The sequence below is a fragment of the Sphingobacterium paramultivorum genome (assembly GCF_014109745.1).
Lineage (GTDB): Bacteria > Bacteroidota > Bacteroidia > Sphingobacteriales > Sphingobacteriaceae > Sphingobacterium > Sphingobacterium paramultivorum.
The window spans coordinates 4,992,398-5,016,825 of the sequence record NZ_CP058555.1 but is presented as its reverse complement, the minus strand read 5'-3'; the positions used below and the strand labels follow the sequence as shown (position 1 = coordinate 5,016,825).

Here is a 24,428-nt window from a genome sequence, read left to right as displayed (position 1 = left end):
TTAATCTATTTTAAAGATTATTTATTGCCATTCTTTACTTTCTCTACGAAAATTTTAGCTGGCTTGAAACTAGGAACAAAGTGTTCAGGGATAATGATTGCTGTATTTTTTGAAATGTTTCTTGCAGTCTTCTCAGCTCTTTTTTTGACTACGAAGCTACCAAAACCTCTTACATATACATTTTCTCCTCCGATCATTGCGTTTTTGACAACTTTAAAGAACGCCTCTACGGTTTCTTGAACATCTACCTTCTCTAAGCCAGTTTTGGTAGAGATTTCTGCAATAATTTCTGCTTTAGTCATATCTATTTTACTGTAATTATTTATTTTTCAACCCTTAAGCCAACTAATGTTTGGGGATGCAAAAGTATTGTTTTAAAATGAGTAATGGAAATTATTTAAATACTTTTTTGATAAATAAGCTTCCAAAAGCCAAACATTTACAATCAATTAACGAGACATTGCGTCCGACCAACCATTAAATAGACCTCAAAAATAAAAACAATTATCTAATTTACAAGATGTTGACTTATTAGTTGTCATATAAAAATCAATATATGCCAATTGCATGACTTAGCTGATCCAAATCTGCCTTGGTATGGTGTGCGTTTACCACAATTCGATTTAATAGGGGATCTGTAGCGAGGGGATAAGGAAAACTTGAAACCAGTATTCCAGCATTCATCAGCCTCGCATAAAGGCCCGTATCCTTTGAAGAAAAGACCGGAAAATTAGCAACAGCGTTTAATCCAGATCCCATATGTGTTTTGAAGGAATCAATATTATACCGCAGCTTTTCGAATTGCTGTAGATAGATCTGCTCTCCATGAACAAATGCATATAAGCTCGCTGGTGAACTTGGGGAAGCCCCTGTATAAAAGTTTGATCGCTTGAGATACTTGATCCGTTCCCCATCGGCCAAAATCAATCCTGCATCTGTTGCCAGGCCTTTTGCCAAGGATGCGACGACGATCAGTTCAATATTAGTTTGTTGAACACTACTTTTATCCAATGAAATGCTATTCTTGCGCAAAACTCCTATTCCGTGAGAATCGTCCAAGAGCAGTATAATCTTTTTGTCCGGATCAATACGATTGAAAACAGTGAAATCGTACAATTCTAGCCGCATATTGTCCAAGCTGTTGCTAACGATGATAAATGATGTTTGGGCTGAATGATTGATATACTCGATCGTTGCATTGGCCCACGCAACAAAATGCCCAGTTGCGACGGGCTTCTTATCTAGCCATAAAGAAGGGTGACAAGCGGGAGCATACAATACTTCTCCTTCGGTCGCCAAGGTTCTTACAAGAAATTGCGTTGCCAAATACCCACTTGAGAGCAACAGGCTTGCTTCAAAACCAAAACGCTTTGCTGCATATTCTTCGGCTTGATCAAATATGGCCTGTTGCACATTATTATTTCGTGAAGTGCCGTTGTTGATACCATACCGCTGTATACCTTCTATAAAAATAGAAGCATATGCTTGATCTGTTGCCAGCCCTAGATAGGAAGTTCCACCAAAAAAAAGATATTCCTTACCGCCGACCACAATAACGCGACCTGTTGGTTGTTCTAAATGCGTAAAATTATTCATCTATGTATAGCCGATTCATTTAATTAGCGGGTCAATACTTCGGGGTTAGCGATATGCTGTGGATCGCCCCCGGAAAAGGCTACAATATTCTCAAAAGCAAGTCTAAATAATTGTTCGTAACCATTTCTCTCCACATAGCCAATATGTGGCGTACAAAGCACATTTGGCAGCTGCAATAACGGATAGTTAGGATCAAAGATTGGTTCAGACTCATAGACATCTACCGCAGCCATCCCTGGAACACCTGTCTCGAGCGCGGTCAATAGTGCCCCCTCTTCAACCAACTCAGCACGAGAGGTGTTGACAAAAAGCGCTGTCGGCTTCATAGACCGGAGATCTTCGAGCTTTACGATACCTCGCGTCTCAGGCACTAACCTAAGATGTAGAGTAACAACATCTGAAAAATGAAAAAAATCGGATTTACTGGCAGCAGCTAAAAAGCCGTCTCTTACAGCTTCCTCTCGGGAATTTTCGCTTCCCCAAACAATTACTTGTGCACCAAAAGCCTTTGCATATTGCGCTATTCGCTTCCCTATTTTTCCATAGCTCCATATCCCTATTGTTTTCCCGGCGACACAATCTCCTATGTTCGTTTGCCATAGGCCTTTGTCCATATCTGAAAGAGCCTTAGGTAAACCACGGAGGGCATTCATGATCAAAAGCCAAGTCAATTCAGCTGGAGCAACAGGAGAGCCCATACTTTCAGCAACAGCCACATGGAAACGGCTACAAACAGCCAAATCCAAATGGTTTGAAATTTTGCCCGTCTGGCTAATTAACTTTAGCTTGGGAAGCTGAGACAACAGGTCTTCTGTAATTCGCGTCCGTTCTCTGATGAGCACTAACGCTTCCGCATCGCTCAATTTTTCGGCCAGTAAAGCCGGATCTGAATAGGACTGTTTCAATATTTGGACATCGTGACCATCAAGAATTTTGAAACAGTCCAACTTTCGGACAGCGTCTTGATAGTCATCTAAAATGGTTATTCGCATTTTTCTGACTTAATTTTAAACCCTTATTTTCAATATCAAACGAAAGTAAAATGACTTTTATATCCGCTATAAGTACGTCGCATATAAAAGCAATTTTTCGCATTCTCCACTTTCCATTGCGGAACTTATTTATGGAGGAAATTTTGTTTTTCGATATCAATTTACAGCATAAGGTTGGAATCCTGCAATTCGTCATGATATTTTGACATTCCATCCACTCTTTTTCGCAGGAACACTTACAGCCGCTGATATTTGAATAAAATTAAAGAAAAATGAAGCTGTTATTAACCTTACTATTTTTAAGTATTACCATCGTATCGGCGCAGTCCATCTTGAAAGGGAAAGTGCTGGGCAAAAACGGCAAACCTATATATTTAGCCAATGTTTATATTGAAGGCACCTATGATGGCGGCACCACCGATTCGCTTGGAAACTTCGTGTTTGAGACCAGTGAACAAGGTACTAAAATCATTAAAGCGTCTGTTGTGGGCCTCCCAACATATAACAGGTCTATCCAGCTACCCCAAAAAGAATTGCTGATTATTCAAATGCAAGAAAGTGAGAATCGCCTACAGGAAGTCACGATTCAGGCAGGGGTTCTACAAGCCAATAGCTCCGGAAAAAACACGGTAATGAGTCCATTGGATATTGTCACTACGGCAGGCAGCATGGGAAACATCATCAGCGCACTAGCAACATTGCCCGGAGCACAGGTTGGGGGAGAGAATGGACGTCTTATGGTCCACGGTGGAGATGCTTCCGAAACACAGACCTACATCAATGGAATCAGAGTAGCCCAACCCTACACCGCAACACCAAACGAAGTCCCTGTAAGGGGCAGGTTTTCACCCATGCTCTTTAAAGGCGTGAATTTCTCTACAGGCGGCTATTCTGCAGAATTTGGTAATGCGCTGTCCAGCATTCTAGCCCTAAACACCGAAAATGCCATAGAACAGTCCAAAACAGAGCTTTCGCTATCTTCCGTTGGATTAGGGTTAGGACATACCTTACAATGGGGCAAAAACTCCCTCACCTTCAACAGCAGTTATACAAACTTAAAACCCTATTCCAAAATTATTACACCAGATATAAAATGGACGAAACCCTATGAAAACGCTTCTGGAGAAATGATTTATCGCCATCAGTTTAAAGAAGGTTTTCTAAATATTTATGGGGCTTACAATTTCGAAGATATAGGACTTTACCAAGCGGACATCAATTATGAGCAACCTGTCCCATTGAAAAAGAAATCCAACAATGCCTACGCCAACATCAGCTACAGTCAGAATTTAGGAAACCGATGGACATTCCAGTCTGGTGTTGGCCTAGGCTACCTGACCGATAAGCTGCATTACGATGACGTTTACCTCCCTAATGAAGAAAAGAGTCTTCACTTAAAAGCAACGCTAAGCAAGATCTGGAACAATAAGATTAAAAGTATTGGAGGAATAGAATATTTCGACACGAATTATCAAGAAGAATATCACCGACAAACCCTTGGCTATAGCTATGGTTATCATAGCAAGATGACCGCTGTATTTACGGAAACTACCTTCGGCATCCTCCCGAACTTAATCGGGAAGATTGGCCTACGAGAAACTTCCTCCAATTTGCAGGCGAAGAGCACGTTAGAGCCGAGGGCTTCGCTGGGCTATGCGTTAAATAAATATACGCAGCTCTCACTTGCTTATGGGAACTTCCATCAGCAGGCGCCAACACCGCTGTTAAAGTATGCTCCGCAACTTGACTGGATGGAGGCAAATCATTATATCGCAAATTATTTCTATGCGCGTGGAGGGCACTTACTTCGCTTAGAAGCCTATCACAAAGAATATAACAATTTGGCAAAATACAATAGTATAACTCCAAAATATGACAGCCAATATGACAATAACGGAAGCGGTAAGGTCAAAGGCTTTGATTTATTTTATAAAAACAGCAGCAGCATCAAAAACCTCCAATACTGGATTTCATATTCCTATACGGACAGTAAGAGAAATGAAGCGAATTATCCGACGACAGTCACTCCCCCTTATGTTTACAAACACAGTTTCTATATCGTTGGAAAATACTGGCTATCAAGCCTACGTTCACAGCTCAGTTTGACAAATTCGTTTGTATCCGGCAGAAATTACAATGATCCCAACCAAACAGTATTCATGAATGGCCATACAAAAGGCTACAATAGTCTGTCTATGAGTTGGTCGTTTCTTTACAGCCAGCAAAAAATTATCCATTTATCCGTCAGTAATGTTCTTGGCGCTAGCCCAATCTATGGGTATCAATATGCAGACCGACCAAATTCACAAGGAATCTACGACCGTAGACCGATTGTCCCTACGGCCAAACGCTTTGTATTTCTAGGCTATTTTTGGACAATCAGTAAAAATGAAAAAGACAATCAATTGGACAATCTATAATAAACATCAACTCATCATCGAAATACGTCGGTCCATCCAAAATTATTTCTGTTTGCAGAGAAGGATTACCAACTTCAATAACTTAGAAAAATATTTACTACTAAAAACGAAAGATCATGAAATCATTTATTATCGCCCTCATCTGCCTTATAAGTGGCAGCACATTTGCACAAAGCAATTTTGAAAAAAGTATGGGACAAGCCATGAGCCTATGGCAATCGGGTGAGACGCAGAAAGCGACCGCTCTTTTAGAACGTATTTCACAGGCAGAAAAGGACAATTGGATTCCTGCCTATTATCAGGCCATGGTACTGACAACAGCATCCTTCAGGGAGAAAAATAAAGAGACACAGGCAAAATATATACAGTCTGCAGAAGAAATACTAAACAATAGCGCCCAGGACAATAATTCAGAATGGCTTGTGCTGAGAGCGATGAACCAAACGGCCTTGATGATTACAGATCCAATGACAAAAGCCAAAGAGCTTTCACCTAAGATTATAGGGCTATATAAAAAAGCCATCACCCTTGCTCCAAACAATCCACGTGCGGTATTGGGACTAGCGGAATTCCAAATAAACTCAAAAAAATATTTCAACCAGGATACCAGCAAAGAATGTGAGGATGTCAAGAAAGCGCTATCTTTATTCGGTGAAGAGAAAATTACTACGCCATTTGCACCTTCATGGGGCAAAGATCGGGCAGAACAGTTGATAAAAGAATGCAAATAACACTTTGTGAAGAAAGCACCATTTAAAGCTATTATACAAGCACTACTCGCAAGTTTGGTCGTAACCATCTATTTTGTGGTTGTGGCCAAACTTGACCACAATGATGTCCCTTGGATATCCATCATCTTTCATCCTAATATGGTCAGAGGTTTACTATACGGATTTTTTCTCTTTCTAGGTCATAGCTATCTATCGAAATGGGTCGGGAACAAATACCCAAGCAGTAAAGATTTTGGAAAAAAGATGATTGTTTTTTACAGTGTCAGTTTCTTCTTGACCATACTGGTCGTTTTTATTGTCAATGCTTTTTTCTCCGGACTGTTTAACTCCGGTGTTACCCAAAATTTCCTGCAGCGTTTCCACCAATTTATTCACCAACAACGTGTTGCATATTATTTTCAAACTGCGATGATATCCTGGTGTATTTCGATGATTTTTTTTGGTTTCTATTTCTATAAAAGGTTCAAAGACTATCAAATCAAAGAATCTCATCAGGAAAAACAGCAAATAACAGCACAATTTGAGTCGCTCAAAAATCAACTCGATCCACATTTTTTGTTCAACAGCCTGAATGTATTGAATGGATTAATTGAAGAAAGCCCCAAAAAGGCCAGCATGTTTACCACGGATCTTTCTAAGATATATCGCTATGTATTGGAACAAAAAGACAAAAGCCTCGTTTCTTTACAGGATGAGCTCACTTTTTCAAAGGCCTATTTAAACCTCTTGAGTCTTCGCTTCGAAGCCGGTATACAGATCGATTTACAGATCAATGCGGAACAACATACTGGTTTTATATTACCCCTTTCCCTTCAATTACTGATCGAAAATGCAATCAAACACAATATTATTTCGGTCAAGAAGCCTCTTTTATTGAAGATTTATAGAAAAAATAATTACCTCTATGTTGAAAACACTCTTCAAAAGAAGAAAGTGCTCCATGATCATTCGGGAATCGGTCTGAAAAATATTCAGGAACGTTACGCTATACTGTCCAATCTATCTGTGCATCTTCAGGAAACTGATATTTTATTTTCTGTCGGACTGCCCATTATCAATGAAATAGTCTCTTAAAAGCAACCTGTTCTTAAATAAACATGCGAGGCCTAATAGCAGCAAAAAACAATAGCTAGGGCACAACGATGCTCAATAAATTAAACAATACAACGGTCTGATGATCGATAAGCATGCAAAAAAAGCAATGAAAATAGTAATTATAGAAGACGAACTCCCGTCGGCGAGATTGCTCCGAAGAAAACTTGAGGATCTTGGTTATACAGTATCTGCAGTACTGCAGACTGTGGAAGAATCTATCGAATGGTTTATGTCAAATACCGAACCTGACCTACTGTTCTTGGATATTCAGCTCGCCGATGGGATTTCATTTGACATCATTGAGCAGGTGAAGCCCAGTTCGGCCATTATTTTTACCACCGCATACGATGAATATATGTTGCGGGCATTTAAACAAAATAGCATCGATTACCTCCTGAAGCCAATTGAAGATGAAGAATTGGAAAACGCAATTGAAAAATTCCGCCAATTTAGGCAGCCAAAACCACAGTTCGATCTGGCACCTTTTGAAGCTTTATTTAGAAACACTGTCCAAACATATAAGGAACGCTTTACCATCAAAATAGGCCAAAACCTAAAAGTAGTGACCACCCAGCAAATTGAATGTATTTACAGTGAAAACAAAGGCACTTATGTTTATACCAATGAAAATGGGAACTATCTTTTGGACCAAACATTGGACGCCCTGATACCGCAATTGTCCCCTAAAGATTTTTTTAGGATCAACCGAAGCACTATAGTTCAATTTGATGCTATCAAAAATATTGCTGTACATTCTAATGCCCGGTTGAAAATATACCTTAAGCATTATGAATCGGATGAGCTCATTGTTTCACGGGAGAAAGTCACGGCTTTCAAAAACTGGCTTGACAATTAGTCTAGTCGTTCCTTAAAAGTGCTTTAGCACAATTACTTTGCAAGCGAAATAGACTATCATAAAAAATGATCCTGTCAAGTTTAGCTTTTTGGAAGGTAAACCAAGCGAAGGGGGATTCATGAATCTAAGCTACATATTGATTCGATAATTTAGCGGAATACTAAATCGCAGAGACACCGCGAACCCCTTTATCGGATTGTAATCTTTTTTTTCATTGATGGAAAATCCATAACCAAAGTCGATATCCACCAATGTGGCCAAACTCACTCCAACTTTGGGCGTAAAGGTATACGGAGTAAACTCTGCACGAACAAAGGGAGTTAAGACATATGTTTGAGGATAATACGTTACTGCAGCCTCAGGTATCACGGCAAACTTCCTTTGTGTCCAAGTAAAGTTGGCTGTGGCATCTGCTCGCAAAATATGATCTCCTATAAAAGGAAAAGCGAAATAAGCACCAGTTTTTATTATACTCCCTTTTTGAAACTGGTAGCTCAACGTCGGACCGATTAAGTGGTCTTGCGCTTTTAGGTTGCTAACTATAGCTAACAACACAACAAGTGACCCTAGGAGTTTATAAATTGTCTTACTGCGCATTTTTCAATTAATAAATATGAAAATTGAGCGGAATATTTACCCCTACTGAAATGGTAATTCCGTCAATCGGCTTAAAATTTTTCTTAGTATTGTAATCAAATCCATAACCTATTCCCAGATCCACAATAGAGAATAGACTGGCACCAACTTTTGGCGTTATGGTGTAAGGTGTTAACTCCGCTTTCAAAAAAGGAAAAACAACAAAATCATTTAGGTAGTAGGTAAAACCCAGCTCTGGAATAACAGTCGTTTTACCTTCCATCCAGCTGAAATTGGCTCCGGCATCAATTTTCATATATTGAAAATCATTAGGTGCAAATAAGCCCCAGCCCGAAACTTTCAGAAAATTACCACTTTGATACTGATACCCTACTGAAGGACCCCAAATCCATCTATTATGCTGTTTCCATGGCTTATCTTGTGCCATAGACAAGGTGGAAAAGAGAAGAAGGATAGTAAATAACGATAATATTCTTAGTTTCATCCAGCTAAATTACAAACTATAATCTATTTTATGGAATACAACAGGTGCATGCCAGAATAGTTTTACTTAAAACAGAAAAACAATAAATATATACACCTGCAGTAAACCAATAAAAGTATGGTTTGTGCCTGTTTAATGGGGTAATATCTTAATTCTGATAAACTGTGATCTTTCGTTCAGCGATCCTTCTTCACCCCAGTAACCGTCTACATGGTTGGCAGCAGTATAGATACAACCGTCCTTGCCCCAGAACATTAACTCTTCTTTCCAGGTTGGCATCCACTCTTTAAAACTAATAAAAAGCATCGGTGTCACCTTTCCTTGTTTCACGTGGAAGAGCTGCAGGTCGCCCGTCGATTCATAGGGGTCGGCGTGTAAGGTCATCAGGTAATTTTTATCGGCAGAGAAGAATGGATAATCCCCACATTCCACAATAAGATGACCATCCTGTTTATCAAAAAGCCGCACATCAGCACTTTCCCAATAATTCCCATCAACAGCAAAAGCATTTAAAAAATCGTAATGCCCTTTATAAGAATAGCTGGCTTCTAATTCATTATCGATATCCTTATCCTTAAATGTTAGCTTTTTCCCATTTGTCAACGGCAATTCCAAGATCTTTCCATTTTTCGGATAAGACAGAGTATCCTTGATCAAGTAGTTTTTAGCCGTATTCCGAGCGGCTAAGAACGTTTGCTCATCAATCAACTCTAGCTGGAGATACTTATCTAAAGAATGTCCATTTTCGTAATGCATTTCTTTACCATTTATCGTCAATGAAACGATTGAATTTAAATCTTTGGGAGAGATTGTAATTTTATCTTGTTTCCCCAGCTTGGACTTCGCTACATAGACCTTTTCCCATCGCGTTACATCACCTTTTTCGCCATTGTTCCCGCTATAATCGCGCTGGATACGATCCATTACGGCAATCCATTCTCCTTCTTCACCGATCACATCGAGCTTGGTACCATAGGGATATCTTCCTAATAGCGAGGCAGCCTTATCCGCGCCTTGTCTAAGCTCGGCTCCAGCTCGATCAACAACATAGGTATTTTTTAAAACCTTCGTCTTGTCAAAGTCAATTGGCAAAGGAGGAAATTTAGCAGCAGCCATCGTATCCTTCACAGCGACTGTTTTAAGTTCAGCAGAATCCTTTAAATCCGCACCTTTGACTTTTGTATTGTGTCCACAGCTCAAAATTCCCATGGATAACGTCGTTCCTAGAAATAAAGATAGGAGTGAAAATAGCTGTCTATTCATAAAGGTCAAGGTAGCGATTCCCATGCCAAAAAAAAATACTGGTTTTCAGGGGTTCTTCGAGAGCCAATGCTATTATCAAAAGGTTCATAGTTTTGGCAACCTAAAATCTAACGCTCATTCCAAATATGGACGAGATCATTTGAAGAACATATCTACAGCTATGAAGGTTCATTAAAAAAACTCCGGATTTTTAATCTTTTAGCCACAAATTTTTCCTTTCAATTTGTAGACCGCCATTTGACTTCCTTGAATGGACAATGGTCATTATGATTGCTACAATGATGGTCAAGAAGCGGAAAAAATTGCTCCATCCATTTCCCGCAGCATTGTCCGAAACATCAAAAATCATCCAAGCCGAATTCATCAAAACATGAAGTGTTACTGGTATCCAAAGGTTAAACTTCCACTCAGCATACAACCACGAAAATAGGATAGAGCCGAAGAAAGTCATACCGAAAATCAGGACCAATTCTCCCAAATCCTGACTCTGATAAAGATGTAGTAAAGCAAACAGGAGTGATGTAGCTAAAATGGATGGAATAAAACCTAGTCGGGTATAGCGAAAAACTAAACCAAAAAAATAGGCACGAAAGATCATTTCTTCAAAGAATCCTGATGACACACTATTTATTAATAGCGCGTTTGCATCTATTTTCCGATTTAAGGTAAAAACAAAGGCATAACCCAAGAACATCGGTAAGGTAGCTATTATTCCAAAAGAAAGCCCCTGTAAAAAATTACCTTTCAACCCAAATTTTTCCAAGAATTCATTCTGCCCTTTCGGTTTAAGCAGCATTGCCCCAAAAAGCAACGGTACAAGGCTAATTGAATACGTCAGCACATGCCCCAAAAATCTACTTTGGACATACTTGATTATCATGGATTGAAGGATCGCAAAAAACAAATAATCGAGGATAAAATATATTCCGAAGAAGAGAAATAATACCAGCAGGTTTAAACTTTTTGTGTTCATCTTTTTTTGAACAAAATTATGCTACCCAAGACGAGTATACAAAGTTATGTGGCGTATGGCAAGATTTAGGGACGATTGACCATAACGTGGTGGTCAGTCCGACAAATAGGGTCTAACTGATTCTATAGCAGACCTCGAAATAACAGCACAATCTTCAGTATCTGCAAAACGTAACAAAAAACCGTGGGCATTCCCTTCCCTTACAAGGATTTTTTCAAAATTGACAAGAAAGGACCGATGACATCGGTGAATAGACATTGTATTCAACAGTTCAGATAAGCGGCTCAACGTAATTCGTACCATCTGCTTCTTTACCATACCATCCTTCCTAAAGTAGATCATGCAATAATTATCCATTGATTTTGCAAAAATAAAATCGCTTGGCAGCAACTTTAACAGTTGATTACCATTAGGAATATCGACCGGAGCCAAATGGCAGTCATTCGCTTGGCTCAATATCATAGCTGGCTTTATTGAAAGACTTTCCATCGACGAGTTATTCTTTTCATGATTCGAATGACGCTTATCAACTCGAAGCAAAAAATAAATCGCTGCAATAGGGCTGTAAAGTGAAAACGTATAACATACAATATAGGGTAGGTTATTCCACTGCAAAGGCGCCTGATTGATGAACCAACCATGATAGACGAAATTTAAAAAACTTGATAATAGGAACACAAGAAAAATACGAAATAGTTCTATCGCAACTGTTCCCCTTTTTTTACGCAAGACGATAGAAATTAAGGCATATGCAATGGATAAAATCGCCCCGTATCCGGATAACAAGCTAAATTTATAGACATTCTCAAAATTATACGTTCCAAATGGCTGAAAAACCAGTAGGAATACATAAGCTGATAAGCCGAGTAAGAGGGCATAGGTGAGCAGCTCTCTTATGGAGACAATCTTGGGAATTACGATATTTAAATAATTTATAATAGATTTTTTATATATCATGATTGGATAAATTTAGCATTTTTCTTGTGATTAACAGCGTACATTACACAAAGACTTCTTCAAAAAAGGCTGGCAGAGCCAAAATTTATAATGAAAAATTTGAAATATATTGAATTTATAATTTAACTTAGAAGATATTTTTTCAAGCACATTAGTCAGCTTGAATTAAAATTGATTTGTCATATTATATTTTAACGTAATTCTCCAAGCTATGCGTTTAGGTCAACTACTTACTTTATTTCTTTGTTCGGCTTTTGTACATGTTATCCAAGCACAGGAAAGCCAAGTTTTAATAGAAAATGTCAAACTGCTCGACTATACAACTCAAACGTTAACTCCACCAAAACATGTTTTAATAAACGGGAACACAATTCAGACCATCAGTACATCCCCTATTGCCGCACAAGGAAAGAATATCGTCAGAATTGACGCTAAAGGCAAAACACTGATACCTGGATTGATTGATGTGCATGTCCATTTGGTATTTGGAGCTTTGACAATGCCTCAAATGATGACAAATGAACTATCCGAGGAATTCTTGATCAACACGGTGGGGCTCTCGGCTCAACAAATGCTAATGCGGGGTTTTACAAGCGTACGAGATGTTGGTGGCCCCATATTTCCGTTAAAAGCAGCGATCGACAAGGGCAAGATTTTAGGGCCTAGAATCTGGCCTTCTGGTGCCGTTGTAAGCCAAACCGCAGGCCACGGAGATTTTCGGACACCGGAGGAAAAATCGCGTCGTTTTTTCGGCGTTGTCTCTCGTGCGGAGCGATATGGAGCAACCTTCATCGCCGACGGTCGTGATGAGGTCCTGACTGCAGTAAGAGAGAATCTAAGATTCGGGGCAAGTCAAATTAAACTCATGGCGGGTGGAGGAACTTCCTCAGCATATGATCCTGTGGACGTCACCCAATATACACTAGACGAAATGAAAGCAGCAGTAGAAGCAGCCGAAGATTGGGGAACTTATGTCACTGTACATGCATATACGCCAAGAGCAATTCGAAGAGCAATCGAAGCTGGCGTAAAATGTATAGAGCATGGACAATTGCTCGATGAAGAAACTTTACAGCTAATTGCAAAAAAAAATATCTGGCTTAGTTTACAGAATCTTGTGGAAGATACACCCGATATGGATCCGCAACGAAGAATCAAGCGTAAGCCTGTCATTGAAGGTCAGGAAAAAGTATGGCCTATGGCTAAGAAATATGGGGTAAAACTAGCTTGGGGTACAGATTTCCTTTTTGAACCGGACCTGAATAAATTGCAGAATACTTTTATTTTGCGACTTCAAAAGTGGTTTACAAATGTCGAAATCATTAAAATGATTACCCAAGACAATGGCGAGCTTCTGCAGCTTTCGGGATTAAGAAGTCCTTATCCTGGCAAGCTGGGAATAGTAGAAGAAGGAGCTTTGGCAGATCTAATCCTTGTAGACGGAGATCCTCTTAAGAATTTAAAACTATTGGCAGATCCTGAAAAAAACTTTCTGTTGATCATGAAAGACGGTCAGATTCATAAAAATAGCCTCCAGAAACGTTAATATTTCCAAGGTCAAATTTATTGTATATCGAAAATACAGCATATTAAGATGATAAAATGTATTTTCGATGACATCAGTTAAAAGGGGCTATTTGGGCCCTTAAAGGTGATAAAGGAATCAAACAATTTTTACCATCACTAGGTGCAGGCGGTTGCATTACGGTATAATTTATTTGAAGAGTAAACACCTTTGCATTTAATTGATTAGTTTTGCGTTTAAACGATAAATCAAAGCATTCGGTGGCATTATTATTCAACGACGGGCGTCCTGTAGTAAGACTAAGAGCATTTCGGGCTATCGACGATCCCCAAACCTGTGAACGTTTCATAGAAGGACACGCGCACGTGTTAACTGCTATAGGCGTAAAGAAAGTAACTTCTTCCAAAAATGACTGGATGTACAATCCCGCATCATTCGTACTGATCGTAGAATCCCTTGATGGCGATAAAGTCTATGGTGGAGTACGTATACACGTATCGGGAGGGAGCGAACCACTTCCCATTGAACAGGCCACGGGAGCGATGGATGCTAAAATCTTAGACCTTGTTTATGATTATGCGCAACAGGGGACAGGTGAAGGTTGTGGCCTTTGGAACTCCAGGGAGATTGCTGGATATGGCATTGGCAGCATATTTTTGACGAGAGCTGGTGCCGCCATCAGTACACAGGTTGGCATTAAATCACTCTTTGCTTTATGTGCTCCTTACACGGTGAAATTAGCAGAAAGTGTTGGCTACCGCATTGATACAAGTGTTGGAAATAATGGCACATTCTATTATCCGAAGCTGGATCTATTGGCTACCGTAATGATTATGCGCAATCTAGACACCTTGACTGAAGCCGACCAAGAAAACAAAGATGCAATTTTGTCGCTTCGTAATAATTCCAATATTGTCCGCATAGAAACTTTACGGAATAAGGAGATTGAAATTCATTATCAAATCGATATTCCAAATCTCAATCAATGGGATTTAAATGAAATTATTAAAAATCTGAAACATACATCATTAGATCATAAACCAGATGATCGTAATTTAAATATCTTATAATGGACACTAAACATTATGGTGCCGGCTATTTAATGGATACCGGTGATTTTCTTAAACAATTAAAAATACATTCATATACTCCTTTTAATACGATTAAAGAGGGGGTTGTCGTCGATCTTGGCTGTGGAACTGGAATGGATGCCATCAATTTGGCTAATATGCTGGGCCATAATGTACTTGTTGTTGGATTGGATCATGATAAGGCCTTAATCGAGCATGCCAAAACAAGCAGTGCAGAGGTAAAGAACGTCGACTTTGTTCAGGGTGAAGTTTATCAACTTAGCTTTACAGATAATTCCATTTCTGGCATTAGAATGGAACGCGTTGTACAACATCTGCTGGAAGCACCAAAAATGTTTGCTGAGGTTCACCGTGTTTTGCGTGAAGGTCAACCCTTAGTGATCGTTGAGACGATTTGGAATAGCCTGACGTTTTACAGTAAGCATGTTGACATTGAGGCTAAGATATGCCATTATTTGACCGAAGAAAAAGTCAACAATGGCTGGGCTGGGAATAAATTAACTTCGGACTTATTGTCTCAAGGCTTTAAACAAGTACAATTGCAAACATTCTGTATGGTAGCCCGTTCGAAAGAAGAGGCCAACCGCTATCTTTTCTTAGATAAAATTCTTTTGGAAATGGTCGAAAAAGAGAAGTTAAGTACAGCTGAAATGGAGGAATTTCAAAACACATTGGATCAAGCTGATGAAGCGGGTTGTTTCCTTGTTTCTATGAATTTAGTTATTGCCGAAGCAAAAAAATAGCATATAGTGATGAAATGCTGGCTTAACTTGATCTTCTTATTTATTTTTACGTGCAGTTCAACTTGTTTTGGAGAGGTTATTATCGATAAACCGACACAGCGTGTATTGATCGGATATGGCCTGGAGCGTTATACCGGGAAAGGAGAGCCTAACTTTGCAGATACTTCAGCTTCCTCCTTTCAATCGTTAGAAAGCAAGGTCCCCAATTTGGGCATATCACCCGCTGACATCTGGTTTCGATTACCCGTGACAAACAAGGGCAAAGAAAAGCTTGAACTCTTGCTCGAAATTGCCTACCCTCTCTTGGATGAGGTCGAACTTTTTGTACCGTCATCAAACGGGCATTATAACTCGATCAAGTTGGGCGAGCATCAATCTTTTTCGGCTAGAAAATATAAGGTCCCTAATTATGCATTCGATATCCAATTACCTGGAAATGAGAAGACCATCTTTTTTCTTCGCATAAAAAGTACGGAACAGATTATTCTCCCGATCTATTTAAGTAACGAGCGCAGTTTCTTAAAAGAGATGAATGACGACAGTTTGTTAAGCGGCATCTATATTGGTATTGTCGGTATTATGGCGATATACAATTTATTCCTGTTTTTTTCTGTTCGTGAAAGGGGCTATCTGTACTATGTCCTTTATGTCCTTTGTGCAGGAATAACACAAATGGGTATTAAAGGTTACAGTTTTCAATATTTGTGGCCAAATTGGATTTATTTTGCAACAAAGGGTCCTATTATCTTTGGATGTTTATCAGGCCTATGCGCCCTGCTTTTTGCAGATTCATTTCTTCAATTACCGAAAAATGCTCCTCGGTCAAGACGTGTGATTACTGTTTTTATCATCCTTTTTGTCATTGGCAGCCTTCTTACACTGCTCAACCTGACACAACCAGCGTTCATGGTTATGCAGCTAACAACAGGGGCTGGGTCTTTATTTGTCCTTTACTTATCCTATCGTGTGATGATAAATGGTTATAAACCGGCTAAATATTTTGTTTACGGTTGGACAATTTTATTATTAGGTTCTGTCGTGTTTTTACTGAAAGACTATGGCATCTTAAAATATAACGATTTTACGAGCAATGCTGTACAAATTGCATCTGTTGTGGAGATGGCCTTATTGTCCTTCGGTCTAGCCTATAGTATCAATATTTTAAAAGAAGAAAAAGAAGCATCACAAATCAGGGAATTAGCAATCTCGTTAGAAAACGAGAAGTTAATACGTGAACAAAATATTGTATTGGAACAAAAAGTAGATGAGCGGACACGTGAATTAACAGAATCTAATGAGTCTCTACAAACCACTCTTACTCACTTAAAGGAAACGCAATCTCAACTTGTCGAAGCCGAGAAGATGGCCTCCCTTGGTCAATTGACTGCTGGGGTTGCTCATGAGATCAACAACCCAATCAACTTTGTTACGTCTAATGTCGCTCCGTTAAAACGTGATATTAAGATGATCTGGGAAACGCTGGAGGAAGTAGAGCGTATCGCTTTTAAAGAAGGGATATCCGATACTGAAAAGCAATCTCAGATCAAAAAATTCAAAGATGACCAGGATATCGAATATCTGAAAACAGAGGTAGATTTTCTATTAAAGGGAATGCATGATGGGGCCCATCGGACTGCCGAAATAGTAAAGAGTTTGCGGATCTTCTCGCGAGTAGACGAGGATACATTAAAATTTGCCGATCTAAATGAGGGGCTGGAGTCAACAATGGTTATCCTCAATAGTTTATTAAATAACACGATTGAAGTTGATAAGATCTATGGCGATATGCCAAAGGTCGAATGTCATGCAGGAAAACTTAATCAAGTCTTTTTGAATATCGTGACAAATGCTATTTACGCCGTAAATAAAAAGTTTAATCACGATGTTGGTGGTAAAATATGTATTGAGACCGGAGTTAAGGAGGATAATACAGCTGTGTTTATCAAAATCGCAGACAATGGTATCGGTATTCCAAAAGAAATCCATGAACGGATATTTGAACCATTTTTTACAACGAAAGACGTTGGCGAAGGTACTGGTTTGGGAATGTCCATTGCCTATAATACCATTGCGAAACATCATGGGAAGATTATTGTAGATTCAGAAGTGGGACTGGGCACAAGTTTTACACTCCTCATTCCAATTCAACAAAACAATTAATACCGCTATAAACTGAAAATAGTTCAATTAACTATTATTTTTTCATATCTTTTGTAAGGGAATAAAACCATATAATAAAATTATGCAGAGGGAGCTTGAAATATTATATATCGATGACGAAGTAAACAATTTGGTTAGCTTTAAAGCGAACTTTAGATACGATTACGCTATCCATACAGCATCCAATACGAGTGAGGCCGAAACGATCCTTCATGCTCATCCTGATATCCGTATTATCTTCTGTGACCAACGTATGCCGGATGAGATGGGCATCGATTTTTTGCACCGCATTAAAAAAGATTTTCCAAAACCAATCCGTATTCTTTTAACGGCTTATGCCAATATGGAAACTGTAATTGATGCAGTTAACAAGGGCCATATTTTTAGGTTTGTCCGAAAACCCTGGATGAATGAAGAAATCGTTTCCGCTATAGAAGAAGCAAATAAATTTTATGTTGCAAACTCTATGCTAGAAGTTAAGAATCAAGAGCTGCAAAAAGCTTATGATGAATTAGATAAATTCGCATATAGTGTTAGTCATGATCTTCGTGATCCATTGACAGGGGTTCTTTCTGCGGTGAAACTTGGGTTAGAATTTGACAGCATAGATCGTATTCATGAGTTGTTATCACTAATGGATAGTTCATTGGTCAGCTTAGATGCTTATATTGACAGTCTGCGAGACTATTATCTCTTACGAAGAGGCGAACTTATGTTGTCAGCCATAAATTTCGAAGAGCTCTTTGACAATATACGTCAGTTTTACAGTATGTACACGCAAAATAAAGATGTTGCTTTTGAAATTTCAGTGGATCAAAAAGAGATCTTTAGCGGCGATAAAGCACTTCTAGAACTAATTTTGCATAATCTTCTTTCTAATGCGTTTAAATACCAACGTAAAGGGCAGGAAAACCAGTTCGTCAAACTCTCCGTATTCGTATCAGAACGTAAAGCTAAAATTATTGTGAGTGACAACGGAATAGGCATATCTCCAGAGTATGTTGAAGATATCTTTAAATTATTCTTTAGAGCAAGTGATCAAGCTAAGGGCATGGGATTTGGGCTGTATAATGTTCAGAACGCACTCTTAAAACTACAGGGAAAAATTGAAGTGCAATCACAGCCAAATCAGGGCACAACCTTTACAGTCATCATACCGAGCAAATAAGGCCGCTCACTTTCCGCAATCCTATGCAATTGTAGCGAAGAGTATCAGAAAGCAAACAGACATTTTAAATAAAAGTTGCCTTTCCTAAAATTATAATCTTTTAGGAAAGTAGCTTTTGTCGCAGCAGAAACTCCAACTGATCATTTGAAGTCTCAAGTTGAGAATTCGTCTCCACAATCTTTTGACGCTCAGCATAGACATCATAAGCGCGTTGAATCGTTTGATCGAGCTCCTCTTCACTCCACGGCTTATTGAGGTAATGAAAGATCTTTCCTTTATTGACAGCATCAACGACAGCCGCCATATCTGTATACCCTGTCAAAAGGATACGCATTGGGGCTGCATTGATCTTAATAATCTCCTCCAAAAACTCTACACCGGTCATTTCCGGCATCCGTTGATCAGTAATGATAATATGTATTTGGTTGTTTTTGACAATATCGATTGCATCGGCACCACTAATTGCCGTAAACACTTTATACTTTAGTCGAAATGTCGCTTTAAAAGAAAACAGATTGTTTTCTTCGTCGTCAACGTACAATATCGAAATCTTCTTGTCTTCCATAAGCTTATCGTCTGAAATACAAATTTACGTAATAAATTCGCTGAATTAATAACAGATTAAAGAGTTTTATGTTTTCCTAGCAGAAATAATACGCGATAGCTGATAGAAATATTGGATTAGTTATCCGAAAATTATAGCATCCGACGCCGGAAAAACGATTTAAAGTTAATATCTGCACAACGGTAATAATCCAACTTGCATTAGACACAAAAAAGCCATCTTACATTTGTAAAACGGCTTTTTTGAAAGTGACCCCGCTGAGGCTCGAACTCAGGACCCACAGATTAAGAGTCTGTTGCTCTACCAACTGAGCTACGAAGTCATTCGATAATCCAAATGTAAGGTTCACCGTAGAAAAAGTCAAGTGGAAAAGAATATTTTTTTGACTTTTATGACATTCAAGCGAGATTTTTGGCAGCTGCCCGATAAAAAACAGACCAAAATAAGACAATTAAACTATTTATTCTTTCGCCCTATATTGCCTTGCGTCCCCACCACAGCGATCTTCCCCATAATCATTGGCTTAACTTCCATTTCTATTGGTTTATCCAGTTGCATTTTACTCCCTTTTTTGAATGGAATCACAACAGTTTTATAGCCAAGCATCTGTGCACGGAGCTCTTGATCTACTCGAAACAAAGATTGCGGTACCCAAAGTTGAAAATTTCCATTTTCATCCACTTTCGTACGATAATTTCCTAAGGATACTTCTGTGCCCACCATACTTACATCGTTTCCAGCACAAACAACTTTACCTTTTATGCTTACCTTAGTACTATCATGGCTTCCTTTTAACGCTGAATTATCATTTGTTGATGAGTTGCCCCGACCTTGCTTCTTTATCTGATCATTTTTCGTTTTTGTTTGGACAACGACAACTTCTCCAGTCAGTTTGTTTTGTGCTTGAGCAGTATGAAAACTCAAGGATCCAACCAATAGGAGGCCCGCAGCAATCCCTGTCCACCTTCCTTGCCAAATAGGGTTTTTAGAAAAAGAAATAGTAGCATCCAATTCGCGCATCAACTGATCTTCATAAAATCGGCCACATAACCCCCTACTGGCTTTTTTTATTTGATCCACAATTTCCTGATCATTCATCTGTGAAAAATCAACAACCATCTTCTCACATTGACCACAGAAACGGCCTTGTTCTTGTGGCGTCATCTTACCCCAATCTGCAGAGCAAGATTCTTTTACCTGTAATATAATCTTTTCCATATTGCTTTATATTTTGAGAAGGGATGCAGAAAAATCGCCAATTTCATAATGAAACAGCGCACAAAACAACTAAACACTGATAAACAGGTACTTAAAAAAATAAAACTGCTTAAAATCGTCTATTAACTTCCACTGAGCAAAGGGTGGGACCAAATGAAGTAAATTAACCGAATGAGGCAAATTATACGCTGAAGGGCGATAAATAGCGAAAATCAGAAGGTCGTATTCATAAAAACATGAGACGTTAAAAAAAATAGGCTGTCCAAAAAAAGTTGGACAGCCTATTTACAGTAAGTAATTCTAACAGTTACTTCCCTATTTTATATTGTCAAGAATTTCTTTTATCGCTCTTTCCAACTGCGGATCTTTATTTTCCATCCGATCTTGTACTGTATTTTTTACAAGAATATCGGGGGCAACTCCGGTCTGCTCGAGATCCTGACCATCAAGGGTATAACATCCCCAAGACGGAAGTCGATAGTTTGATCCGTCGACTAAGCCTTTAGCAGAAGTAAAAATAATCCAGCGATAGGTTTCATTACCAATGATTTTCCCCAATTTAAGGGCTTTAAAGCCCGCAGCGGTCATTTCAGCATCGCTCAGCGATTGCTCATTAATCAATAAAACAATAGGCTTGGCAGATGGCGCAAAATTACTTTGTGGCGCACGTTTACCGCCTCGGTATTGCCATTGTAAGTAAGGGCGTTGTGACAGGAATCGTAAAACTTCATCGTGCACATTTCCGCCTGTATTATACCGTAAATCTAAAATAATCCCTTGTTTGTTATTCTCCTGTTCAGCCATGTCGATCAAGAACCTTTGTAATTCAGTATCCGACATGTTTTTCATATGTGAATACGCTATCTTATTGCTACTCAACTGATCAACTCGACTTCGGTTATCTCTAATCCATTGGTCGTAGAGTAGGTCTCTAAACACAGCGCTTGATACCGGGCGAATGTTTGTTTGAATTTCCTTACCATTACGATTCAAGGTCAATTGGATTTCTTCTTCCAGTGAAGGCCAAGTAAAATAACTATCGCGATCTGCCTGCGTATTCAATTTTGTTCCATTAATCGCAATGAGGATATCACCAGCATGAATATCAGCCTCTTTCTTTGCTGCGGGGCCATTCGGAACGATATAGCTAATCTTATAAGGGTTGCTTGTATCATAGATCACACCGATTTCATTCGTTACAAAACCAAACGGCTTACGTTCTTCCTGTCCCATAGAACTGAACCCCAAATGTGACGAATTGAGTTCGCCCAACATATCATTTAAGAGGATACGCAAATCTGTCCTATCGTTGATGCCTGGAAGATATTTCTCATATTTCTTTTTAACAGCGGTCCAATCTACACCATGGAAATTGCTATCGTAGAAATTCTCCTCCAGATTGGCCCATGTCTCATAAAACATCTGATTGAACTCTTTCTCAAGATCCCGATTGAATTTAAAACTCATTGTGACCGCATCAAGCTTATTCAAATCAAGATTATATTTCTGAATTGTTCCTCGACTCAACACAAAGTACTTGCCTGCAGACTCTACAAATTGCCCCATGCCTCCATCTGTGACTTTCTCGCTTTTGGCTGGTGTAAATAACTCATATACGGTACGATATGTACTATATTTTCCTTCATGATTGGAAGCATAGAACAAATAGGATTTATCGCCCTTTTGTATCACCAAAGGATCAGATTGTGTTCCAAATGCTGGACTGACTTGCTCAATTCGGTCACGCAATCCTTCTAAATCCAATTGGACCAAAACAGCTTTCTTGGCTTCGGCTGCTGTTGTTGCGGTTGACTTTACCTTGTCGGCATCATTTTTCTTCTTATCCTTAGTAGCATCTTCCTTCTTAGTTGCACCAGTTTTATTTACTGTCGTATCTTTCTTTTCAGCTGTTACAAATAATTCATCAAACTTTGCGCTACGATAAGGTTGGTCAAAGTTGGTCAATGCCATTCGGAAAATGCTTGAGTTTTGCATACCAGTAGGATAAGAAGGCTTAGTCCTATTACTCGCAAAATAAATGTATTTACCATCAGGAGACCAATATGGTGCTGCTTCTGTAACACCTGTATTTGTCAAATTTGTCGTTTGCTCATTTTTCAGGTTATACACAAAGATATCCTGTTCAAAATTGCGTATAGCCGTGAATAAAAGATAATTTCCATCGGGAGAAAATGAGGGTGAAGAATTTTGAAATGCCCAGATTTCATCTCTAACTACTGTTTGGCTCTTCAAACTTGTCAAATCCAATAGACGAACTTCATCACGTCCGCTGAGATATACCGCTTTTGTTTTATCTGCATTGAATGTAATATCCCGATTATTACGCAGATCTTGTGTCAATTGTTTTACCTCTCCTTTACCGTCTGCTGTGCGTGAAAACCAGTTCTGATATCCATGATACGTTTGACTATAGAGCAATGTTTTACTGTCTTTAAGCCATTTAACTTCCATGATGCGCTCCCCTTGACTTGGCATCTGACGAACAAACTTTCCTTCGATATCCGAAACGAACAATTCCCCACGGGATACAAATGCCATCTTTTTCCCGTCCGGTGAAACGTCAAAATTACTGATGCTACCTGAAATGTTAAACTCTTTCAGCTTTCCCAGAACCTGATTGCGGTTAAGCGCGATGTTGGGCTGTATGGTTTTCTTTGCATTGACATCGTAAATATAAAGCTGGTAGCCTTTTTCAAATGCGATCTTACTACCATCTGCCGCGACAAACGGACGCTTGATAGACTCTGGGAAAGATGTCAATTGGGTTTTCGACTTTCCCGCTATTTGATAGAGATTGTACTCACCATTGCTTTCATCGGACACATAGAAAATATTTCCTTTTTGATCTACTGTCGGCCAAAAATCTTTACCTATATAATCTGTATATTGCTGAAAAGCTTTTGTTTTTGGATTATAGGACTTTATATCCGGATTGAAAGCACCTTTATAACGTTTGCGGTTGGCCGAGCTGTAGCCTTCCCAACTATCATTGAATAATAATTCTCCTGAAGGTGTTGGCACTACATTACTGATATAATTAAAGACATGAGGAAACAACCTTGTTGCCGTTCCGCCATCCAAAGCAACTTGAAAGGCACTCATTCTATTATAACGCGATGACGTAAAATAAAGTGACTTACTATCCCAGCTCCAGCTGTCTACTTCATCCGAAGCATCATGCGATGTAAGCTGCCGTATATCTCCACCAGCCAAAGGCATCACATAGACGTCCATGTTACCATTTTGATTGGCCGAAAACGCTAGCCATTTTCCATCAGGGGAAATTCGTGGATTGATCTCATTTCCTTCCATTCCTGTCAGCCGAACTGCAACACCACCCTGGCTCCCTACTTTCCAAAGGTCACCTTCGTAACTAAAAACCATTTCCTTACCATCGGGACTCAACGTCGGATGGGACAAAAATGTGGGTTGCTGCGCAATAACACAGGTAGTTCCAGCATAAGCTAGTACTGTGCTTAAGATTAGTTTTTTTATCATTTTATCTAGGAGGCTAATAATTGTTTGCCAATACAAAGGTAGAATAGGTATTGAACAAACCAATATGAAATAATGAAGAATTTTATATTTTTATTTCTTCACTATTTCAGCATTTTATCGTAGACCTTTTCCCCTTATTCATAGGTATTTATTTTCTAATGAGCTAGAGGTCCCTAATCGGCCTATTTCTGACTTCAACATCTAATATCTTCTTAAATTGAAACATGCCTGAAAATAGACTGAAACAAATGTGTCTCTTTCCGGTTCTTATACAAGGAATGGTTATGCAAAACATATCATATTGAATAAATATGATTTAGCCAAATTCAAGAAGGACATCGTATTATTTTCTTACCGGAAGATTGAAGTAGAAGATAATTATCAAAATAATCGCATATAATTATCAACAAATCGATGAACAATTTAAAAATAGGCATATTTCTGTATCCCTATTGCAACCTAAAAGTTGCAACCT

The 24,428-nt window shown here is 38.9% G+C and carries 20 protein-coding genes and 1 tRNA gene; 9 read left to right on the top strand and 12 right to left on the bottom strand.

Going from position 1 to position 24,428, the window contains the following annotated elements; all coding sequences use genetic code 11:
* Positions 1–17: 17 nt before the first annotated feature.
* The 3 genes from HS960_RS20940 to HS960_RS20930 all read right to left on the bottom strand — a co-directional run bounded on the left by HS960_RS20940 (position 18) and on the right by HS960_RS20930 (position 2,588).
* Positions 18–302, bottom strand: coding sequence for an HU family DNA-binding protein (locus HS960_RS20940; protein ID WP_046673299.1), 285 nt, complete (start codon positions 300–302; stop codon positions 18–20).
* 247 nt (positions 303–549) lie between these two features.
* The gene (locus HS960_RS20935; RefSeq protein ID WP_182330589.1) at positions 550–1,596 is read right to left on the bottom strand and encodes a PLP-dependent aminotransferase family protein; all 1,047 of its coding nucleotides are present in this window, start codon (positions 1,594–1,596) and stop codon (positions 550–552) included.
* A 23-nt stretch (positions 1,597–1,619) separates the two neighbouring features.
* On the bottom strand, positions 1,620–2,588 hold the full coding sequence (locus tag HS960_RS20930) for a D-2-hydroxyacid dehydrogenase family protein (protein WP_153847970.1): 969 nt from the start codon (positions 2,586–2,588) through the stop codon (positions 1,620–1,622).
* 272 nt (positions 2,589–2,860) lie between these two features.
* On the opposite strand from HS960_RS20930, the gene HS960_RS20925 reads away from it, so the two are divergent.
* The 4 genes from HS960_RS20925 to HS960_RS20910 all read left to right on the top strand — a co-directional run bounded on the left by HS960_RS20925 (position 2,861) and on the right by HS960_RS20910 (position 7,690).
* Positions 2,861–5,008 carry a TonB-dependent receptor gene (locus HS960_RS20925; RefSeq protein WP_182330588.1) on the top strand — a complete coding sequence of 716 codons (2,148 nt, stop codon included), beginning with the start codon at positions 2,861–2,863 and terminating at the stop codon, positions 5,006–5,008.
* A gap of 116 nt (positions 5,009–5,124) precedes the next feature.
* Entirely contained in the window at positions 5,125–5,739 is a 615-nt protein-coding gene (locus HS960_RS20920) for a tetratricopeptide repeat protein (protein WP_153847968.1), read from the top strand.
* Positions 5,740–5,745: 6 nt separating this feature from the next.
* Positions 5,746–6,813 (top strand): sensor histidine kinase, encoded by a 1,068-nt coding sequence (locus HS960_RS20915; RefSeq protein WP_153847967.1) that lies wholly within the window; start codon positions 5,746–5,748, stop codon positions 6,811–6,813.
* Positions 6,814–6,940: 127 nt separating this feature from the next.
* Positions 6,941–7,690 carry a LytR/AlgR family response regulator transcription factor gene (locus HS960_RS20910; RefSeq protein WP_153847966.1) on the top strand — a complete coding sequence of 250 codons (750 nt, stop codon included), beginning with the start codon at positions 6,941–6,943 and terminating at the stop codon, positions 7,688–7,690.
* A gap of 129 nt (positions 7,691–7,819) precedes the next feature.
* On the opposite strand, the gene HS960_RS20905 is transcribed toward HS960_RS20910, so the two are convergent.
* From HS960_RS20905 to HS960_RS20885, 5 genes are all read right to left on the bottom strand, one after another.
* Positions 7,820–8,287, bottom strand: coding sequence for a hypothetical protein (locus HS960_RS20905; RefSeq protein WP_182330587.1), 468 nt, complete (start codon positions 8,285–8,287; stop codon positions 7,820–7,822).
* 7 nt (positions 8,288–8,294) lie between these two features.
* The gene (locus HS960_RS20900; protein WP_153847964.1) at positions 8,295–8,771 is read right to left on the bottom strand and encodes a hypothetical protein; all 477 of its coding nucleotides are present in this window, start codon (positions 8,769–8,771) and stop codon (positions 8,295–8,297) included.
* A gap of 132 nt (positions 8,772–8,903) precedes the next feature.
* Positions 8,904–10,034 carry an SH3 domain-containing protein gene (locus tag HS960_RS20895; protein WP_153847963.1) on the bottom strand — a complete coding sequence of 377 codons (1,131 nt, stop codon included), beginning with the start codon at positions 10,032–10,034 and terminating at the stop codon, positions 8,904–8,906.
* A gap of 190 nt (positions 10,035–10,224) precedes the next feature.
* The gene (locus HS960_RS20890; protein WP_153847962.1) at positions 10,225–11,007 is read right to left on the bottom strand and encodes a CPBP family intramembrane glutamic endopeptidase; all 783 of its coding nucleotides are present in this window, start codon (positions 11,005–11,007) and stop codon (positions 10,225–10,227) included.
* Between the two features lie 93 nt (positions 11,008–11,100).
* Positions 11,101–11,964 (bottom strand): LytTR family DNA-binding domain-containing protein, encoded by an 864-nt coding sequence (locus HS960_RS20885; RefSeq protein ID WP_153847961.1) that lies wholly within the window; start codon positions 11,962–11,964, stop codon positions 11,101–11,103.
* A gap of 211 nt (positions 11,965–12,175) precedes the next feature.
* Here HS960_RS20885 and HS960_RS20880 point away from each other — a divergent pair, with 211 nt between their 5' ends.
* The 5 genes from HS960_RS20880 (at position 12,176) to HS960_RS20860 (ending at position 18,651) form a co-directional block, all read left to right on the top strand.
* Positions 12,176–13,510, top strand: a complete 1,335-nt coding sequence (locus tag HS960_RS20880) for a metal-dependent hydrolase family protein (protein WP_153847960.1) — start codon at positions 12,176–12,178, stop codon at positions 13,508–13,510.
* 239 nt (positions 13,511–13,749) lie between these two features.
* On the top strand, positions 13,750–14,559 hold the full coding sequence (locus tag HS960_RS20875; RefSeq protein WP_070562848.1) for a hypothetical protein: 810 nt from the start codon (positions 13,750–13,752) through the stop codon (positions 14,557–14,559).
* Positions 14,559–15,323, top strand: coding sequence for a methyltransferase domain-containing protein (locus HS960_RS20870; protein ID WP_153847958.1), 765 nt, complete (start codon positions 14,559–14,561; stop codon positions 15,321–15,323). The genes HS960_RS20875 and HS960_RS20870 overlap by 1 nt, the downstream gene beginning before the upstream one ends.
* 9 nt (positions 15,324–15,332) lie before the next feature.
* Positions 15,333–17,483: a sensor histidine kinase gene (locus tag HS960_RS20865; RefSeq protein WP_182330586.1), complete on the top strand. Its 2,151-nt coding sequence runs from the start codon at positions 15,333–15,335 to the stop codon at positions 17,481–17,483.
* Between the two features lie 82 nt (positions 17,484–17,565).
* Positions 17,566–18,651, top strand: coding sequence for a hybrid sensor histidine kinase/response regulator (locus HS960_RS20860; RefSeq protein ID WP_153847956.1), 1,086 nt, complete (start codon positions 17,566–17,568; stop codon positions 18,649–18,651).
* Between the two features lie 100 nt (positions 18,652–18,751).
* Here the strand turns inward: HS960_RS20860 and HS960_RS20855 are convergent, their stop codons facing one another.
* The 4 genes from HS960_RS20855 to HS960_RS20840 form a co-directional block, all read right to left on the bottom strand.
* Positions 18,752–19,216 carry a response regulator gene (locus HS960_RS20855; RefSeq protein WP_046673283.1) on the bottom strand — a complete coding sequence of 155 codons (465 nt, stop codon included), beginning with the start codon at positions 19,214–19,216 and terminating at the stop codon, positions 18,752–18,754.
* 249 nt (positions 19,217–19,465) lie between these two features.
* Positions 19,466–19,538 (bottom strand) — tRNA-Lys (locus tag HS960_RS20850).
* 134 nt (positions 19,539–19,672) lie between these two features.
* Positions 19,673–20,434, bottom strand: a complete 762-nt coding sequence (locus tag HS960_RS20845) for a hypothetical protein (protein WP_159729924.1) — start codon at positions 20,432–20,434, stop codon at positions 19,673–19,675.
* 315 nt (positions 20,435–20,749) lie between these two features.
* On the bottom strand, positions 20,750–23,953 hold the full coding sequence (locus HS960_RS20840) for a S41 family peptidase (RefSeq protein ID WP_182330585.1): 3,204 nt from the start codon (positions 23,951–23,953) through the stop codon (positions 20,750–20,752).
* Positions 23,954–24,428 lie beyond the last annotated feature (475 nt).

Bases quoted from the DNA above. Each gene is read 5' to 3' on its own strand.
- HS960_RS20890 (WP_153847962.1), bottom strand. From the start codon at position 11,007: ATGAACACAAAAAGTTTAAACCTGCTGGTATTATTTCTCTTCTTCGGA.
- HS960_RS20925 (WP_182330588.1), top strand. From the start codon at position 2,861: ATGAAGCTGTTATTAACCTTACTATTTTTAAGTATTACCATCGTATCG.
- HS960_RS20865 (WP_182330586.1), top strand. From the start codon at position 15,333: ATGAAATGCTGGCTTAACTTGATCTTCTTATTTATTTTTACGTGCAGT.
- HS960_RS20900 (WP_153847964.1), bottom strand. From the start codon at position 8,771: ATGAAACTAAGAATATTATCGTTATTTACTATCCTTCTTCTCTTTTCC.
- HS960_RS20870 (WP_153847958.1), top strand. From the start codon at position 14,559: ATGGACACTAAACATTATGGTGCCGGCTATTTAATGGATACCGGTGAT.
- HS960_RS20910 (WP_153847966.1), top strand. From the start codon at position 6,941: ATGAAAATAGTAATTATAGAAGACGAACTCCCGTCGGCGAGATTGCTC.
- HS960_RS20935 (WP_182330589.1), bottom strand. From the start codon at position 1,596: ATGAATAATTTTACGCATTTAGAACAACCAACAGGTCGCGTTATTGTG.
- HS960_RS20845 (WP_159729924.1), bottom strand. From the start codon at position 20,434: ATGGAAAAGATTATATTACAGGTAAAAGAATCTTGCTCTGCAGATTGG.
- HS960_RS20885 (WP_153847961.1), bottom strand. From the start codon at position 11,964: ATGATATATAAAAAATCTATTATAAATTATTTAAATATCGTAATTCCC.
- HS960_RS20880 (WP_153847960.1), top strand. From the start codon at position 12,176: ATGCGTTTAGGTCAACTACTTACTTTATTTCTTTGTTCGGCTTTTGTA.
- HS960_RS20930 (WP_153847970.1), bottom strand. From the start codon at position 2,588: ATGCGAATAACCATTTTAGATGACTATCAAGACGCTGTCCGAAAGTTG.
- HS960_RS20895 (WP_153847963.1), bottom strand. From the start codon at position 10,034: ATGAATAGACAGCTATTTTCACTCCTATCTTTATTTCTAGGAACGACG.
- HS960_RS20860 (WP_153847956.1), top strand. From the start codon at position 17,566: ATGCAGAGGGAGCTTGAAATATTATATATCGATGACGAAGTAAACAAT.
- HS960_RS20905 (WP_182330587.1), bottom strand. From the start codon at position 8,287: ATGCGCAGTAAGACAATTTATAAACTCCTAGGGTCACTTGTTGTGTTG.
- HS960_RS20840 (WP_182330585.1), bottom strand. From the start codon at position 23,953: ATGATAAAAAAACTAATCTTAAGCACAGTACTAGCTTATGCTGGAACT.
- HS960_RS20855 (WP_046673283.1), bottom strand. From the start codon at position 19,216: ATGGAAGACAAGAAGATTTCGATATTGTACGTTGACGACGAAGAAAAC.
- HS960_RS20920 (WP_153847968.1), top strand. From the start codon at position 5,125: ATGAAATCATTTATTATCGCCCTCATCTGCCTTATAAGTGGCAGCACA.
- HS960_RS20940 (WP_046673299.1), bottom strand. From the start codon at position 302: ATGACTAAAGCAGAAATTATTGCAGAAATCTCTACCAAAACTGGCTTA.